The 15,960-nt window shown below is 37.3% G+C and carries 18 protein-coding genes; 8 read left to right on the top strand and 10 right to left on the bottom strand.

Translation table 11 applies throughout. The features are described from left to right. Nucleotides 1-229 precede the first annotated feature (229 nt). The 8 genes from BN988_RS01290 to sigK all read left to right on the top strand — a co-directional run bounded on the left by BN988_RS01290 (nucleotide 230) and on the right by sigK (nucleotide 8,075). Nucleotides 230-2,551, top strand: coding sequence for a Na+/H+ antiporter subunit A (locus BN988_RS01290; RefSeq protein ID WP_036572453.1), 2,322 nt, complete (start codon nucleotides 230-232; stop codon nucleotides 2,549-2,551). Continuing rightward, nucleotides 2,551-2,889: a Na(+)/H(+) antiporter subunit C gene (locus BN988_RS01285; protein ID WP_036572450.1), complete on the top strand. Its 339-nt coding sequence runs from the start codon at nucleotides 2,551-2,553 to the stop codon at nucleotides 2,887-2,889. The genes BN988_RS01290 and BN988_RS01285 overlap by 1 nt, the downstream gene beginning before the upstream one ends. Then, entirely contained in the window at nucleotides 2,882-4,363 is a 1,482-nt protein-coding gene (locus BN988_RS01280) for a Na+/H+ antiporter subunit D (protein WP_036572449.1), read from the top strand. Before BN988_RS01285 ends, BN988_RS01280 begins: the two co-directional genes overlap by 8 nt. A 7-nt stretch (nucleotides 4,364-4,370) precedes the next feature. Beyond that, entirely contained in the window at nucleotides 4,371-4,847 is a 477-nt protein-coding gene (locus tag BN988_RS01275) for a Na+/H+ antiporter subunit E (RefSeq protein WP_036572447.1), read from the top strand. Further along, nucleotides 4,844-5,155: a Na(+)/H(+) antiporter subunit F1 gene (locus BN988_RS01270; RefSeq protein ID WP_036572444.1), complete on the top strand. Its 312-nt coding sequence runs from the start codon at nucleotides 4,844-4,846 to the stop codon at nucleotides 5,153-5,155. Before BN988_RS01275 ends, BN988_RS01270 begins: the two co-directional genes overlap by 4 nt. Continuing rightward, complete coding sequence (mnhG, locus tag BN988_RS01265) at nucleotides 5,136-5,525, top strand: monovalent cation/H(+) antiporter subunit G (RefSeq protein ID WP_036572443.1); 390 nt, start codon at nucleotides 5,136-5,138, stop codon at nucleotides 5,523-5,525. The genes BN988_RS01270 and mnhG overlap by 20 nt, the downstream gene beginning before the upstream one ends. Nucleotides 5,526-5,646: 121 nt before the next feature. Then, complete coding sequence (locus BN988_RS01260; protein ID WP_036572440.1) at nucleotides 5,647-7,116, top strand: UDP-N-acetylmuramoyl-L-alanyl-D-glutamate--2,6-diaminopimelate ligase; 1,470 nt, start codon at nucleotides 5,647-5,649, stop codon at nucleotides 7,114-7,116. 254 nt (nucleotides 7,117-7,370) lie between these two features. Continuing rightward, a complete protein-coding gene (gene sigK, locus BN988_RS01255; protein WP_036572438.1) occupies nucleotides 7,371-8,075 on the top strand; it encodes an RNA polymerase sporulation sigma factor SigK in 705 nt (234 codons plus the stop codon). A gap of 20 nt (nucleotides 8,076-8,095) precedes the next feature. Here sigK and BN988_RS01250 read toward each other — a convergent pair whose 3' ends face one another. The 10 genes from BN988_RS01250 to BN988_RS01205 form a co-directional block, all read right to left on the bottom strand. Next, on the bottom strand, nucleotides 8,096-8,326 hold the full coding sequence (locus BN988_RS01250; RefSeq protein ID WP_036572435.1) for a YrhC family protein: 231 nt from the start codon (nucleotides 8,324-8,326) through the stop codon (nucleotides 8,096-8,098). A gap of 70 nt (nucleotides 8,327-8,396) precedes the next feature. Further along, complete coding sequence (gene mtnN, locus BN988_RS01245; protein WP_036572433.1) at nucleotides 8,397-9,086, bottom strand: 5'-methylthioadenosine/S-adenosylhomocysteine nucleosidase; 690 nt, start codon at nucleotides 9,084-9,086, stop codon at nucleotides 8,397-8,399. Nucleotides 9,087-9,109: 23 nt separating this feature from the next. Then, on the bottom strand, nucleotides 9,110-9,793 hold the full coding sequence (locus BN988_RS01240; RefSeq protein WP_036572431.1) for a YrrS family protein: 684 nt from the start codon (nucleotides 9,791-9,793) through the stop codon (nucleotides 9,110-9,112). Nucleotides 9,794-9,911: 118 nt separating this feature from the next. After that, nucleotides 9,912-10,580 (bottom strand): hypothetical protein, encoded by a 669-nt coding sequence (locus BN988_RS01235; protein ID WP_036572429.1) that lies wholly within the window; start codon nucleotides 10,578-10,580, stop codon nucleotides 9,912-9,914. 27 nt (nucleotides 10,581-10,607) lie between these two features. After that, nucleotides 10,608-11,267: a hypothetical protein gene (locus BN988_RS01230; RefSeq protein ID WP_036572427.1), complete on the bottom strand. Its 660-nt coding sequence runs from the start codon at nucleotides 11,265-11,267 to the stop codon at nucleotides 10,608-10,610. Nucleotides 11,268-11,384: 117 nt separating this feature from the next. Beyond that, nucleotides 11,385-12,038 (bottom strand): hypothetical protein, encoded by a 654-nt coding sequence (locus tag BN988_RS01225; RefSeq protein ID WP_036572425.1) that lies wholly within the window; start codon nucleotides 12,036-12,038, stop codon nucleotides 11,385-11,387. Nucleotides 12,039-12,176: 138 nt separating this feature from the next. After that, nucleotides 12,177-12,815, bottom strand: coding sequence for a hypothetical protein (locus tag BN988_RS01220; RefSeq protein ID WP_036572424.1), 639 nt, complete (start codon nucleotides 12,813-12,815; stop codon nucleotides 12,177-12,179). A 26-nt stretch (nucleotides 12,816-12,841) separates the two neighbouring features. Next, entirely contained in the window at nucleotides 12,842-13,495 is a 654-nt protein-coding gene (locus BN988_RS01215; protein ID WP_036572421.1) for a DUF4352 domain-containing protein, read from the bottom strand. A gap of 135 nt (nucleotides 13,496-13,630) precedes the next feature. Then, nucleotides 13,631-15,022: a type VII secretion protein EssB/YukC gene (locus BN988_RS01210; RefSeq protein ID WP_036572419.1), complete on the bottom strand. Its 1,392-nt coding sequence runs from the start codon at nucleotides 15,020-15,022 to the stop codon at nucleotides 13,631-13,633. Nucleotides 15,023-15,034: 12 nt separating this feature from the next. Further along, a complete protein-coding gene (locus BN988_RS01205) occupies nucleotides 15,035-15,937 on the bottom strand; it encodes a serine/threonine protein kinase (RefSeq protein ID WP_147380249.1) in 903 nt (300 codons plus the stop codon). Nucleotides 15,938-15,960 lie beyond the last annotated feature (23 nt).

Below are 15,960 nucleotides of genomic sequence, written 5' to 3'. Positions count from 1 at the left end.
GCGAAATAACAGGGGTTATTTATTTTTCTTAAATTTATATTGTGTTAAACTAATCCTTGAATATTGGAACTTACATAGCCTACAGCAGACCATCATTTGTATTAAAAATGTGTTTGGAGAAAATATAAGGGTCTAGTAGATTTTGAATTAAAACCAATTACTCAATGGAAGAGCAGAGAATTTACACATAGAGATACAACTAAGATTTTATAAGGAGGAATACCGTTAGATGATATTTGCTGTTTTAATACCACTTCTTGTTGCTTGTTTTATTCCCACACTCAGCAAGGCTAAAAATAAGATACATACTGGGATATTCACTTTCTTTGTGCCATTCTTTATCTTTCTGTATTTTATTAGACTTGTAGGAAAAGACTTTACACCTATTCGACAAACCTACAATTGGATCCCTTCTCTAGGAATTAATTTGGATTTCTATCTTGATGGGTTGAGCTTATTATTTGTTTTATTGATAAGCGGGATAGGATCACTTGTTGTCCTTTATTCTATCTTCTATTTGGATAAAAAAGAACGACTAGGACATTTTTACGTTTACTTATTGCTCTTTATGACGGCAATGTTTGGAGTTGTTCTTTCAGATAATGTATTTGTCTTATATACTTTCTGGGAGTTAACATCAATTTCTTCATTCCTGCTAATTGGTTATTGGCATTTTAAAGAAAGATCGAGATATGGTGCATTAAAATCAATGCTAATTACCATTTTTGGTGGTTTGAGCATGTTCGGCGGTTTCATTCTGCTCTCCGTTATAACAGGCTCAACAAGTATTCAAGAGATGATCAGCCAAACAGATGTCATACTTTCAAGTAATTATCTCCCATTAATTCTTGCATTAATTCTGCTTGGAGCTTTTACTAAATCCGCTCAGTTTCCATTTCACATCTGGCTACCAGACGCTATGGAAGCTCCTACTCCGGTTAGTGCCTATCTTCACTCGGCTACCATGGTTAAAGCAGGAATCTTCCTGATAGCAAGGTTTTCTCCAATATTCTCTGGTTATGAAGGTTTCTTTATTACAGTTAGCCTCGTTGGAATCGTAACACTTTGCTGGGGCTCATACATGGCAGTGAGACAGACAGACCTAAAAGCAATCCTTGCATTTTCAACCATTAGTCAGCTAGGTATGATCATGGCAATGCTAGGGTTTGGAACACCAGCGGCAGTCTTTGCTGCGGTCTTTCATATTTTAAACCATGCCACATTTAAAGGAAGTCTCTTCATGATCGCAGGAATTATCGATCATGAAACAGGCACAAGGGATATTAGGAAATTAGGTGGATTGTTTACACTTCTTCCTATCTCTGCAACGTTGGCTATATTTGGAACATTTTCTATGGCAGGTGTTCCGTTCCCATTCCTAAATGGTTTTTATAGTAAAGAATTGTTCTTTGAAGCTACCTTGGATTTGGAGAGTGCTTCTTTATTAGCTGAACTAATTCCTTATTTAGCTATTCTCGGAAGTATCTTCACCTTTGTATACTCTATGTATTTCTTTTTTGGTGTTTTCACAGGACCTAAAAAGCTTAATCAATTACCGAAGAAACCACATGAAGCACCTGTTGGAATGTTACTATCACCAATTATTCTCGTCCTTGGTGTAATTTTAATTGGGTTATTTCCTAACATGGTTAATGCACCTTTCATTCAACATGCTGCAGAAGCGGTTAACAGTAATGCAGAATACCATAAAATTGGTTTCTGGCACGGTTGGGATTTCACTCCACTTCATATGTCTCTAATCGTTGTTGCTCTTGGAATCGTGTTGTTCCTAACAAGGAAAAAGTGGAGTGGCGTTTACAAAGTTCTACCTGGCAAGTTAAGTTTTAACCGAGTTTATGACGGTCTTGTTAACAAGCTGGATACCTACTCTGCAGGTATTACGAATTCATATATGACTGGTTCATTAAAGCTGTACATGTCCTTGATTCTCGCTACGATGATTATCGTGACAACCGGCTTTATGTTGCTAACAGATGGATTTACAATTAGCTCAAATAACCTTGCTGACATTACCATTATTGAAGTGTCTATTGTCATTATCATGGTCGCGGCTGCCATCGCAACGATATTTACAAAACATAATATGGCTGCTCTTCTTATACTTGGAGTGGTTGGTTATGGGGTTGCTCTACTATTTGTTATCTACCGAGCACCGGATATAGCACTTACACAGTTTGTTGTAGAAACCATTACAGTAGCATTGTTTATTCTATGTTTTTACCATTTGCCGAAGTTAAGAAAAACAGACGATTCAAGTGGATCCAAAACTTTAAATGCTGTATTGGCAATTGGGTTTGGTGCCATGATGACTTTAATTGGTATATCTGCCTATAGCACGAACTGGTTTGACTCCATTTCGGATTACTTCCTAAAAACCTCCTACAAACTAGGAGGCGGTGATAATGTCGTGAACGTTATCCTAGTCGATATGCGTGGACTGGATACCTTATTCGAGATTGCAGTTCTAGGTATTGCTGCACTCGCCATCTTTAGCCTCATTAAACTTAAGAAAAACAAGGAGGCAGAATAATGGAAATAATCATCCTTATCTTATCAGGTATATTATTTGCAACGGCTATTTACAATTTACTGCAAAAACAATTACTACGAATTGTAATCGGAACTGCTCTTCTATCTCATGGTGCCCATTTGTTCATTTTAACAATGGGAAAGCTAAAAACAGGGCAGCCCCCGATTCTTACGGAAGGGGTTTCCGACTACACGGACCCCCTTCCCCAAGCATTAATTTTAACTTCCATTGTAATCAGCTTTGGTGTGACCAGTCTGCTTCTCGTACTTGCATACCGGACGACACAGGAAAACAAAACAGATAATATGGAACAATTAAGGGGTAAGGCAAATGAGTAATTTAGCAGTTCTACCAATCATCCTGCCACTCGTGGCAGCCATTGTGTTAATATTTTTCAATTCTAAAGTGAACGTTTCCCGTACCTTAACAAAAGTTTTTTCTCTAATTGGGCTTGGTTTAAGTGGATACATTGTGTGGGAAGTTTTAAAGAATGGTACGATTATACTCGAGACAGGTGACTGGGTAGCACCGTACGGTATTGTCCTTGTAATGGATTCCCTTGCAGCTGTCCTTGTGATGACTACGAACATCATTGCAGTTGCCTGTGCTTTTTATGCCCCTTCTGCCGGACTTGGAGAAAAAGAAAATTACTATTTTTATCCCTTTTTCTTTTTCTTAATCACGGGTGTCTCAGGGGCTTTCATTACTGGCGATTTATTTAACCTATTTGTATTCTTTGAAGTATTGTTAATGGCATCTTATGCACTTATTGTACTTGGTGGTGACAAAGTACAATTAAGGGAATCACTAAAGTACTTACTTATTAACTTATTTTCCTCCATGCTTTTCGTTACGGCAGTGGCCTTCGTTTATGGTGCAGTTGGGACCGTTAATATGGCACAGATAGCGCAGCGCGTTCAAGAAGCAGATCAACAAGGAATACTAACAACTGTAGGTATCCTACTATTCTTTGTTTTTGCTACAAAGGCGGCTTTATTCCCCCTTTACTACTGGCTTCCGAAATCGTATGTCGTTCCGAATCCAGTTATTTCTGCTTTATTCGGTGCCCTGTTAACAAAAGTAGGTATTTATTCGATCTTCCGTGTTTTCACACTAATTTTCGTCCATCGAGTGGACTTAACCCACGAAGTCTTTATCTGGTTTGCAGGGTTGTCGATGGTCTTCGGTATAATCGGAGCGCTCTCAACTTCCAATATTAAACTAATTATTGCATACAATATAATTCCAGCAATTGGGTTTATACTCCTTGGGATAGGAGTTATGAACGAGACAGCTATAAGTGGGTCCGTCTATTATTTAGTACATGATATGATTATTAAATCAGCATTATTTTTACTTGTTGGTGTTATCGCCTATGTTGCAGGTACATCTGACTTAAAGAAAATGGGAGGGCTTATTCATACTTATCCCCTACTAGGTTGGCTCTTATTTATTGCAGCGTTTGTGCTAGCCGGTATTCCACCGTTTAGTGGCTTTATTGGAAAGCTTCTATTATTACAAGGAGCGTTTGAGGGTGAGCATATCATTATCATCCTTATCGGACTTTTAACAAGTCTGCTTATCCTATATTCTGTTGCAAAAATTTTCATCCATGCTTTCTGGGGTGACAAAGATGCAATGGGCCCAATAGAGAAAAAATCTACCAAAGGGATGGTAGCTCCGATTGTATTCTTGCTAGCTCTTTCAGTCATAATGGGCGTCGGAGCTGAATATTTCTACCCTATTGCAGACTCAATAGCTGCATACCTGATGGATCCGCAAATTTATATTGATTCTGTGTTAAAGGAGTAGTGAACTAATGGCATTTCAGATTGTTATAAATTTAATCATCGCATTTTTATGGATGTTCTTAAGTGAATCGTATTCTGCTCCCAGCTTTATTGCTGGTTACTTGTTAGGTATACTTTTGCTTTTCCTTCTGCGCCGTTTTGTTCCTGATACCTTTTATCTGAGGCGAATTTTTAAGATTGGAGCCCTGCTCCTCCTCTTTATAAAAGAATTGTTATCTTCAAACTGGGAAATTGTAAAACTTGTATACAAACCGAAGCAGGACTTTGAGCCAGGTATTTTTGCATTGCCTATTGATGTAAAAAGCAATTGGGAAATTACGTTGCTAGCAAATCTAATTTCCTTAACGCCTGGTACCCTATCCGTAGCTATTTCTCGTGATAACACGAAAATATTTATCCATGCAATGCACATACAAGACAGCGAGGAAGCCATTTCTTCAATTAAAAATACATTTGAGAAAGCAATTCTGGAGGTGTCAAGATGACGGAGGTTTTATCCATCACCGAAAATATTCTAGACATAGCTGTCACCATCAGTTTTGCAGGTATAGCTATTTCACTTCTATTGCTTCTCTATCAGGTCATTGTCGGTCCAACCCAACCGGACCGTGCTGTTGCGCTAGATGCAATCGGAATTAACATTATGGCCTTAGCCGGGATCATGGCAGTCTATCTGGTAACATCCAAACTAAATGATGTTATTTTATTGGTTGGAATTCTTGCATTCCTTGGAACACTTTCCATTGCAAAATATTTAGAAAAGGGTGTTATCATTGATAGAGACGTTGATTAATATTATCATTAACATTCTTGTTATCATCTCCCTGTTGGCAGGTACATTCTTCATCCTGTCTTCCTCCATAGGGATTGTGCGATTTCCAGATGTTTATACGAGGCTGCATACTGCTACCAAAGCCTCCACTTTAGGCATTGCTTTTATATTAATCGCAGCGTTCTTATATCTCTACGCTGCACACTCCATTGTGAGTGGTAAATTACTACTTGCAATTGTATTTATTCTTTTAACGGCACCAGTATCGGCCCACATGATCGGAAGAGCCGCACATGCTAATGGGGTAAAACCAGTCCTGAAAAATCGAGGAGATGCATATCAGGAAGCGAAAGATGCGTATATCAAGCAACAATCATCAGATAAAAGTTAAAAGCGACTATAACTAGTTGCTTTTTTTCTTAAAAAATTCAAGATATCTATTCAGTAGATATAAATAGAAAATGTTACATACGGATAAAATAAGTAATAAGAAGAATTAGAGGTGACGGTCAATGAATACAGAAAACTTACTAGAATGTCTCCATGTCAAACAAATAGTTGGCCCCCTTCCACTACACATCCAATCAATTCAGCAGGATTCAAGAAAAGTGGAAGATGGTTCGATGTTCGTTTGCATAAAGGGGTATACCGTTGACGGCCACCACTTCATAAAAGATGCTATTGATCGTGGTGCAACTATTATAGTAGCGGAAGAGAAACCTGACATGGATTTACCCAACACAACACTAGTTATCGTACCAAATACTACTAAAGCACTTGCTCATCTCGCAAATAGATTTTACTCCTACCCCTCTATAGATATGGATATTATCGGGGTTACTGGAACAAATGGTAAAACAAGTGTATCAACACTTATAAATAAGTTACTTGAAAATTCAGGGCGTAAAACGGCTCTAGCTGGAACAAACGGAATTACAATTAATGGTGGAGTCAAACATACGGACAATACGACCTGTGATGTGTTAGGAAATCAGAAATTGTTAAAAGAGGCAGAGGATCTTGGAGTCGAAGATGTAGTTATGGAAGTATCTTCACATGGGTTAGCGCAGGGCCGAGTATGGGGCATTGATTTCAATATAGCTATCTTTACCAATCTAACTCAAGACCATCTTGATTACCATCAAAGTATGGAACAGTATGGATATATTAAAGGCTTATTATTTGCCCAATTAGGTAATGATGCAACAAAACGTAAATATGCCATCCTAAATAAAGACGATGCATGGTCAAAAATTTATGAAAACATGTCACCAGCTGAGGTCTTGACATATGGAATATCAGAAGAAGCCGATTTTCAAGCCAAACAAATCCAATATTTTGAGGATAAGACCTTGTTTACCCTTCAGAGCCCTGAAGGAAATTATCCTGTAGAGACTAGATTACTCGGAGAGTTTAATGTATATAATGTTCTTGCAGCGTTATCTACTTTATTCGTCAAAGGTATCCAGGTGTCAGCAGCCGTGAATCTACTCAAGTCGATTAATCCAATTGAGGGAAGAATGGAGAAAGTAAAGCACAATGCGCCACTTAAGGTTTTTATTGATTATGCGCATACGCCTGATGCTATCCGGAGTTCCATTACATCCGTCTCAACATTTAAACGAAATCGCCTTATCTATGTAGCTGGAACAGGCGGCGACCGAGATAAAGAAAAACGGCCTCTTATGGCCAAAGAAGCATCCACAGCAGACATCGTCATTTTAACTATTAATGATTTACGGAACGAAGATGCTACAAGTATCCTTGAAGATATGGAACAAGGAATGCAACACGAGAATTATGGTATGATTGCCGAGCGTAAAGAGGCTATTGAACATGCGGTAGAGATTAGCGAACCTGGTGACATCCTAATCATTGCGGGGAAAGGTAAAGAGCATTACCAAATCACAGGAAATACAAAACACCCCCATAGTGATGAAACGGTAGTAACAGAGTGCTTAAACCGAAAATATAATAAATGAAATACCAAGTACTTCTTTCGGGAAGTGCTTTTTTTACACGTTAGAAAAGTATAAAATTTCAGCTAGGAAGCAATGTCGACGTAGTTAAAATTTTGAAGTCCCAAGTATAAGAAAAACGTACACATTCTCTAATAGACGAGCGAATGCGAGTTTTTCTAATTATCTTTAGAAGGACAGACACGAAAAGCCCCTTATCTACATAAAATCGAATTATAGGCAATAGCCCAGCCGGCACTTTTAGGAGGTGGATATATTTGTCCGGAATATTAAGCGTGCTTGCTCTTCTAATAAAAGAAACCCTTTTCTTTGTCTCGTATGTGAAAAACCATGCCTTCCCCCAGCCGCTTCCCCCAGAAGATGAGATAAAATATTTGAAAGAAATGAAAGAAGGAAGTGAGACTGCTCGTAACAAGCTTATCGAGCATAATTTACGCTTAGTGGCACACATCGTTAAAAAGTTTGAGAATACAGGTGAAGATGTAGAAGATTTGATATCCATAGGTACCATTGGTTTAATCAAAGGCGTGGAGAGTTTTTCTGTTGATAAAGGCACAAAGCTTGCGACATATGCAGCCCGTTGTATCGAAAATGAAATTTTAATGCACTTACGAGCATTAAAGAAAGTAAAAAAAGATGTTTCCCTCCATGATCCGATCGGGCAGGATAAAGAAGGAAATGAAATCAGCCTTATTGATATTCTAGAGGCTGAAAACGATAATATTATCGAATACATCCAGTTAAATATGGAAATTGCCAAGATGCAGGAATACTTTACAATTTTGGATAAACGGGAAAAAGAAGTCATTATCTACCGTTATGGCTTAAATGATCATAAAGAAATGACCCAAAGAGAAATTGCCAAGATGCTGAATATCTCAAGAAGTTATGTATCACGTATTGAAAAGCGGGCCCTAATGAAAGTGTTTCATGAATATTACCGTAAAGAACGTAGAAGTTAAAAAATGAGCGCTGATATGAATCAGCGCTCATTCTCTATTTCTTTCTTTATATTAAGTTGCTTAACCGCTAAAATTATTCCCGTTATAATACCAGCAAGTGACAATACGAATAGCATATCCCCATTGCTTGAGGGTTGCATATACGTATTAATGATGGCACCCATATATAGGTAACTGCTTAATATTAGTAGAACTGCAGTAAAACGCTGATAATCTTTCCATTTCAACTCTAATTTCTTTTGTTGATCCAATACGTCCCCTCCTCTATAACGCATCATAACATAAATTATGCATCCTTTTGGAAGGTAAATATTGGACAAATTACATACTTTTGAGCATGGTCATAATTAAAGTAGCTGCATTTTTCGCTGCCTTCTCAAGAAACTGGTCAAAGGAAACAGATGATTCTTTGCCAGCAATATCTGATAGTGCACGAATAACAACAAACGGCTTTCCGTATTGATGGCAAACCTGTGCGACTGCAGCTGCTTCCATTTCTGCTGCGATCATCTCAGGAAATTTCTCTCTAACGAACGCTACTCGTTCTGGATCCTGCATGAAGGAATCACCTGTTGCAATGATCCCCTCTTGATAATTTAAGCCCATTTCTTTTACTGAAGAGATTGTTTTTAATACAAGCTCTGTATCGGCATCATACATAGCCGGCATGCCAGGCACCTGGCCATATGCATATTGGAAAGCCGTTACATCGACATCATGATGTACTACCTGAGTGGAAATAACAACATCGCCTACTTCCAATTTCTCAGCAAATCCACCTGCGGAACCTGTGTTGATGATATGCGAAGGTTCGTATCTTTCATGCATAATGGTCGTCGCCATTGCTGCGTTCACTTTTCCTATACCAGATTGAAGAATGACAACTTCTTTTCCGTTTATTTGTCCTTTTACAAATTTACATCCGGCGATGGTTTCCTCATTTTGGTTTGATACATTTTGCAAAAGTAATGCAACTTCTTCATCCATTGCTCCTATAATACCTATTGTCATGATTATGCCTCCGATTTGTGCGATTAGTTAATAGGTGGTAAGTTGTTCAAGGCCTCTACTTTGGTTGGTTGCCACCCCTCATTATCAACCCATGATAAATAAACACGATAGATCTCTGACTGATCCTCATTATATACAGTAGTCTCTACTTTCTGATCCCCACCATTTCCGACCCAATGTGTAGTCAACGTACTAGCATTAAGTCCTGTTGCCAGGGCAGCAGCTCTTACAATTTCTTGTCTATCCTGTGAGCCGTCACTGTAATTCGTTGTATGGGGACCTTCTTGTTCTGTTCCAATTGGTTCCCAGTTTCCAGTATAAGCTTCTTTTACATTATCTCCAGAAGGTTCAACCTGTTCTGTTTCAATATCTTCTGCAGACTGGCTCTCTTCTTCATCCGTTTCAGCATCTGATTCTTCTTCGTTGGCTTCATTTGCTTGTTCATCTGAATTAGAGGAATTGTTTTCATCTGTTTCGGTTTGCTCTTCATTTGATTCTTCAGTGTCATTATTATTTGATTCATTTGTTGATTCCGTATTGGTAGATTCTTCTTCTGACGTTTGCTCGTCACCACCACCAAAAATCCACATACCAAGCAAAACTATAACAAGAAGAGAACCTGCTATCATTAGAACAGAAATAGATTTTGTATTCTTCCTTCTTTTTTCAAATTTATCAACTCTGGAATGTTTATCGAAATCATTCATGGTCTTCCCTCCCTATGTTTACTCTACTATAGTATCATATTTTTAAGATAGAATAATATGATAGGGATATTACAAAAGTAATTTTTACTCGTGTTTTATTACAGTTCCAATAATAAGGTTACTCCTTTGCTTCTTCTGCAGGAATAGTCCAGATAACCTGGTTACTGGTCTCCGCAGCAATATTGCCGACTTTTTTTCTGAAAAAATATTTCTCTTCTTTTGAAATATCTGCTATAAACTGTCCATTCACCTCTTCTTCAGGAGCGATCTCGCCAGCTATTTCATCTACACTATCAAAATAGTCCGCTGCGTTAGAAGAACCTGTTCCTTCTAAATCATGTGTGACTTCCAAGTTAGCAAGCAAATCTTCTACTTGTAAACTACGATCACTTGTATTTCTAACCGTTATATCTAAAAGTATCAAATTATCCAATTGCGAAGCTTCTCCATCAAGTTCTTCCTCGATTATTTTAGCAGAGTTAAGCGTGATATCATAAGTCCCTAATGTAGTATCAAATGTACCAGTATCTCCAATAGCTAGATTGAGTTGATCTTCTATAGTCTGTTCAGAGGTCTCATTGTCTGTAGTTTTTTCATTATCACTTATTTCCTCGCTTGTTTCAGAGTCTTCAGTTGTGATGCTGCTATTACTTTTAGTTGATTCATTTTCAGCTGGTGTTGAGTTCTCATTTGGTTCATTATTATTTGCTTCCTCGCTCTCTCCATTACAGGCAGTGATTACGATAGTTAGTATCAGTATTGTCGAAATTACAAAACTCTTTTTCATAAGTACCCACCTTCGTATTTATAGTGTTTATCTTGCTTCTTCTGCAGGAATAGTCCAGATAACCTCATTACTTGCACCAGAGCCTGTAATTCCTGATCTTAAGCGGAAATAGTATTCTTCTGCTTCGTAAATTTTTGTAATAAACTGTCCAGAAACTTTCTCATCTTCACCTAATTCCCCAGTCATATGATCTATACTTTCATAACTTTCGGAATAATTTTGATATCCAGTCATTTCGAGATTATCCGTAACTTCAAACCCATATAGTAAATCTTGTACAGGTTGAGAGGTTTCACCCGTATTCTTTACAGTAATATCCAGAATTATATAGCCATAGAGTTCAGATTTTTTACCTTCTACTTCTTGCTGAATTTTCGCATTTTCTAATGTGATTTCAAATGTAGTTAGGTCTGTATCAAATTTACCAGTGTCACCAATTATCAGATCCAATTGATCTTCTGTTTGTGTTTCAAAACCTCCACTGACACCTTCTAATTCGTCTTCTGAACTATCATTATCATTTTCTATTTCTTCTTCCTCTTCCTTCTCGTCTCCATTATTATTTTCTTCTATAGTTTCATCCAAATTTTGTTCTTCCTCATTTAAGCTTGAGCTACCTTCTTCATTACTACATGAGCTAATTATCAACGTGATTAATACTAATAAAACAACTAAGGACTTTTTCAACTTTCTCACTCCTTATTACTTACCTCGGTGATTTGCAACAGTTATATTTATGTACAAATTATTTCAACTAACAGAATTATAGTATTAAAAATTCAACAGCAGAGTTTACAAGTCTTTTTATTTTTTAGCTTCTTCTGCAGGAATAGTCCAGATCACCTCATTACTTGCTCCAGATCCTGTTATTCCAGACCTTAAGCGGAAATAGTATTCTTCTGCTTCATGTATATCTGTAATAAATTGACCTGATACTTCTTCTCCTGGTGCTAATTCACCAGTCATTTCTTTAACACTATCAAAAAACTCCGCTGCATTCTGCACTCCAGTACCTTCTAAATAATCTGTGGCTTCAAATCCATACATAAGATCTTGAACTGGATAAACCATTTCTCCTGTATTCTTTAAAGTGATATCTAACAAAATTAGACTATCAAATTGTGGCTCTACTCCATCCAACTCTCCTTCTATTATTTCAGCATCCTCTAGCGTAATTTCAAATGTAGTTAAGTCTGTATCAAACCTACCTGTGTCACCAATTGTCAGGTCCAATTGGTCTTCTGTTTGCGTTTCAAATCCCCCACTGACACCTTCTGAATCCTCGTCTTCTTCTGAAGTATCATTATCTATTTCTTCTTCTTTCTCTTCTCCATTGTTATTTCCTTCTATACTCTCATCCAATTTTTGTTCTTCCTCATTTGAGCTTCCTTCTTCATTACTACATGCGCTGAATACCATTACCAATAATACGAATAAAACAACTAACCTCTTTTTCAAGTCTTCCACTCCCTTTAATGTGTATCTGTTTTTTAAATTAGTTAACCTCAGATAGTTATGTATTTAGTTTTAAATGGAGATTTTGCAGTATTATAGAAGTTAACTCCAAACACCTCTACAGGTTTCTTAGTCATTCTGTTATTCAGCTTTCTCAGCAGGAATAGTCCAGATCACTTGATTACTTGTTTCTGCAGCTTGAGTCCCTGCCCTCTGCATTAAATAGTATTCATCACTTTCGTATACATCAGCAATAAATTGACCTGATATTTCTTCTTCCGGGGCAAGTTCGCCTTTTAATGCTTCAACACTATCAAAGTATTCCGCTGAATTAGAAGAACCTGTCGCATCAACATCATCTGAAGCAACGGTACTTTCTAAGAGATCTTCTACTAGTTGCGTTTCATCGCTCGTATTCTTAACAGTTAGGTCCATTAAGATTAAGACATCTAATTGAGAGCTTTCTCCATCGAGTTCTTCCAAGACCTTGGCTTTATCTAACGTTACTTCAAACTTACCTATGGTAGTATCAAATTTCCCCGTATCCCCAATGCCTAATTCTAGTTGATCCTTTGTTACTGATTTAGTGGTCTCATTATTTGTAGTATCATCATTTTTATTATCTTCACCACTTTTTTCAGATCCTTCCATCGAGTTATTACTATTACTCTCAATTGACTTATTTGCAGTTTCGCTGTTTGCTTCATCGTTTTCTCCATTACATGCAGTCAGCACGATGGATAATAATAGTGTTATGCCTATAATCAAGTTCTTTCTCATCAACATCCACCTTTCCAATTTGTTATTTATCTTGCTTCTTCTGCAGGAATAGTCCAGACAACCTCATTACTTGCACCAGTACCTGTGATCCCAGATCTTAAGTGGAAAAAATATTCTTCTGCTTTAGGTATTTCTGTAATAAATTCACCTGACAACTCTTCTCCTGGAGATATGTCACCTTCCAACCCTTTCACACTCTCGAAGTCTTCTGAATAATCTTGGTAGCCAGTTGAATCCAAGTAAGCTGTAACCTCTAAACCGTAAAGTAAATCTTGAGCCGTGTAAGTTTCTTCCCCAGTGTTTTTTAACGTTATATCTAATAGTATAAAACTATCTAGTTGAGATGAAATATCATCGACTTCATCGATAATTTCTGCGCCATTTAAGGTTATTTCAAAGGTAGTTAAATCTGTATCAAATTTACCTTTGTCACCAATTCTCAAATCCAACTGGTCTTCGGTACTTGTTTCGAACCGAACGCTTCTGTCAGTATCTTCTTCATCGTGAGTGCTAGAAGTACCATAATCCTCGCCTTCTTCATTATCTTTCTGTTCTCCTTCAATCGTTTCATTTAAATTTTGTTCAGCTTCATTGGGTTTTGTAACCTCTTCATTCCCGCAAGCACCTAAAATGAAAGTAATAACTACGATTAGTAATACACTTGTTAGTCCGTTCTTCATTTCTACCACCTCTATACTTTTTTTTAACGTAACGTTAATTTTTAGTTGTTATAAGTCTTCTAGATATGTAATAAAATGGTTTTCGCAATCAGAAAAATGCTGTATAGTTTCAACTAACCTACACAGCATATGCTATTAATCCTTCAATTCTTTTATCTTTTTATTTAATTCATCCAATTTCTCTTCTTTTTCTTCTTTGTCCATATCTTTGTTATCTTTTGCTTTTTTCTTTTCTATTTCTAAGCTACCAATTTGGACCTGTTTGTTCTTAAGCTCTTTTCCTAACTTCATTGCTTCTTTATTGTTTTCAAGTTCAAGATAGCTATTAGCAGCTAAGAGTTTAGCATGACCATTGTCGGAAATTTGCTTATATACTTCTAATACTGTTTCATAATCTTTCTCTAGCCATGCTTGTTCAATTAATACTTCTGGTGCACTGGAAGTTAGTGATAGAATGACGTCATTTGCTTCATCACTTTCAAGCTGAGCTAATTTTTCTACGACTTCAGCTTGATAGGCATCGCCCATTCCAGCAGCTTTTGTCAAACTCTCTACCGTATTCAACTTGATATACTGCTCGATTAACGTTTGCTCAGCATTTTTGTCAGGACTATTAACTTTCTCCAAGTTGGTAATTGCTGCTTCTGTATTGCCTGCCATTGCCTCTTGATATCCTTTTATAATAAGTTGGTTTTGATCTACCTGCTCTTGAAGCTCCTGATTTTCTTCCGTTAAACTATTCTCTTGCTCACTCATTTCACTCTCAAGAGCGCTGGCTGAATCTGCTAAAGGTACCACTTTAATAAGGTACAACCCGAGCATGCCAATTAAAACACCAATTAGCACACCTGACATAAGGGATAGTTTTATCTTTTTCGGTTGTTTCACTTCTGTTGGTTTATGACTAACATTATGGGTTTTCTTATCTTCTGAAGAGCCAGCTGGAACATGTGTGGCAAAGAGCTTACGAAGTTGGTCGATAGAAGTGGCTACATTAATTGCATTCAGTAAGCTATTGTTTCCTGACACCAAAAGCTGCTTATCTTCAACTATTTCTTCAAAAGTATGATTGCTGTGTAATGCTATTAATATTGGCTTTAGCTCGTTTAATAAGCCTTGCTCAGTAAATTCCTCTGGTGGTAAAACAGACCGGATACTTCGATGTGCAAAGTTTACATCCCCTCGCTCATTTACATAAATGTTTGAAGGATGTAGAAAAGTGCTGAATTGTGTACCAACTAAGCTCTCTGTTTGCAAGAGTATATCAGTCACCTTTTTCTTCTTCTTGTCGTCCATCGTCTTAATTTGGTCCAAGCATACATATCCTGCTTTTTTCTTATAAAAGATGGTAACAAGATCTTCCTTTACTTGATAATGCTGGCATGAGAAAAACAGCAGTTCATCGCGTTTTAATTCTTCAAGTTGTTCTACATCTTGAATGTTCGTCTCTTCTCTGGAAATCTGATATGTAACCAACCCTTCGTTCTCCATTATCCGACCATATGGTAGCTTACTATACTCACTCATTTTTTCGCCTCCTTACAAAGAAAATAATATAATTGTTGCAACTACGGCTAAAGAACCAATTACATATGGCAAAAGATTCTTTTTTGAGTACTGTTTTGATTTTCGATGTTCCCATTCTTCTCTAGCTTTTAATAAGAGTATCTTCGCCTCTCTAACATCCTGCAGTCTGTCTTCGGGATCCAATTCAACAAGTTGGCCAACACAGGTCTCAAGACTTTTCGGGATAGATGAATTGAGTGATTTTATTGGCTCTTGTGTGATATACACATATTTCCCTTTAGATAAAAGATAGTAAAGCAATGCTCCAAGAGAGAATAAATCGGTACGTTTATCCGTCTGCTTTTTTTCGAATTGCTCGGGCGCTGCAAAACCTACTGTTCCAATCTGAACAGTGTCCCTCATCTGTTTTTCCTGGTATTTACGAGAAATTCCAAAGTCAATCAATGTGATCTGAGCATCTTTTTTTAATAAAATATTTCCTGGCTTCAGATCACGATATATAATCGGATGAGGTTTGCGAGTATGTAAGTAATATAATACATCACAGAGCTGTACCCCAATGTTTACAATATCCTCAAGCTTAAGTTCATTAGAGTCGTCTTCCAGAAATTCTGCTAAGGATACACCTTCCACATACTCCAACACAAGGTAGAAATAATTATCATCCTGAAAAAAGTCAGCCACACGCGGCAAAATAGGGTGATCTAGTTCACTTAATAGCTTTGTCTCATCTATCAGCTTTCTCGATAGCTTACTAGACATATTTGAGATCTTCACAGCCCACTCTTGAAATGAATTGTTCACCTCTTGGACGCGATATACCTCTGACATACCACCAGTTGCTATGTGCTCTACTACCTTGTATTTCTCACGCAAAATGTCACCTGGCTTCACGAAGATATTATGTTTACTCATTGTTAACACCCCATGCCTCCACT

The organism is Oceanobacillus picturae, from assembly GCF_000612865.1.
Classification (GTDB): Bacteria; Bacillota; Bacilli; order Bacillales; family Amphibacillaceae; genus Oceanobacillus_B; species Oceanobacillus_B jordanicus.
This window is presented reverse-complemented; position numbering and strand designations above follow the sequence as displayed.

What these genes read in the sequence shown, in the direction of transcription:
- BN988_RS01290 (WP_036572453.1), top strand. Translation starts at nt 230, where the DNA reads ATGATATTTGCTGTTTTAATACCACTTCTTGTTGCTTGTTTTATTCCC.
- BN988_RS01285 (WP_036572450.1), top strand. Translation starts at nt 2,551, where the DNA reads ATGGAAATAATCATCCTTATCTTATCAGGTATATTATTTGCAACGGCT.
- BN988_RS01280 (WP_036572449.1), top strand. Translation starts at nt 2,882, where the DNA reads ATGAGTAATTTAGCAGTTCTACCAATCATCCTGCCACTCGTGGCAGCC.
- BN988_RS01275 (WP_036572447.1), top strand. Translation starts at nt 4,371, where the DNA reads ATGGCATTTCAGATTGTTATAAATTTAATCATCGCATTTTTATGGATG.
- BN988_RS01270 (WP_036572444.1), top strand. Translation starts at nt 4,844, where the DNA reads ATGACGGAGGTTTTATCCATCACCGAAAATATTCTAGACATAGCTGTC.
- BN988_RS01260 (WP_036572440.1), top strand. Translation starts at nt 5,647, where the DNA reads ATGAATACAGAAAACTTACTAGAATGTCTCCATGTCAAACAAATAGTT.
- mtnN (WP_036572433.1), bottom strand. Translation starts at nt 9,086, where the DNA reads ATGACAATAGGTATTATAGGAGCAATGGATGAAGAAGTTGCATTACTT.
- BN988_RS01240 (WP_036572431.1), bottom strand. Translation starts at nt 9,793, where the DNA reads ATGAATGATTTCGATAAACATTCCAGAGTTGATAAATTTGAAAAAAGA.
- BN988_RS01235 (WP_036572429.1), bottom strand. Translation starts at nt 10,580, where the DNA reads ATGAAAAAGAGTTTTGTAATTTCGACAATACTGATACTAACTATCGTA.
- BN988_RS01220 (WP_036572424.1), bottom strand. Translation starts at nt 12,815, where the DNA reads ATGAGAAAGAACTTGATTATAGGCATAACACTATTATTATCCATCGTG.
- BN988_RS01215 (WP_036572421.1), bottom strand. Translation starts at nt 13,495, where the DNA reads ATGAAGAACGGACTAACAAGTGTATTACTAATCGTAGTTATTACTTTC.
- BN988_RS01210 (WP_036572419.1), bottom strand. Translation starts at nt 15,022, where the DNA reads ATGAGTGAGTATAGTAAGCTACCATATGGTCGGATAATGGAGAACGAA.
- BN988_RS01205 (WP_147380249.1), bottom strand. Translation starts at nt 15,937, where the DNA reads ATGAGTAAACATAATATCTTCGTGAAGCCAGGTGACATTTTGCGTGAG.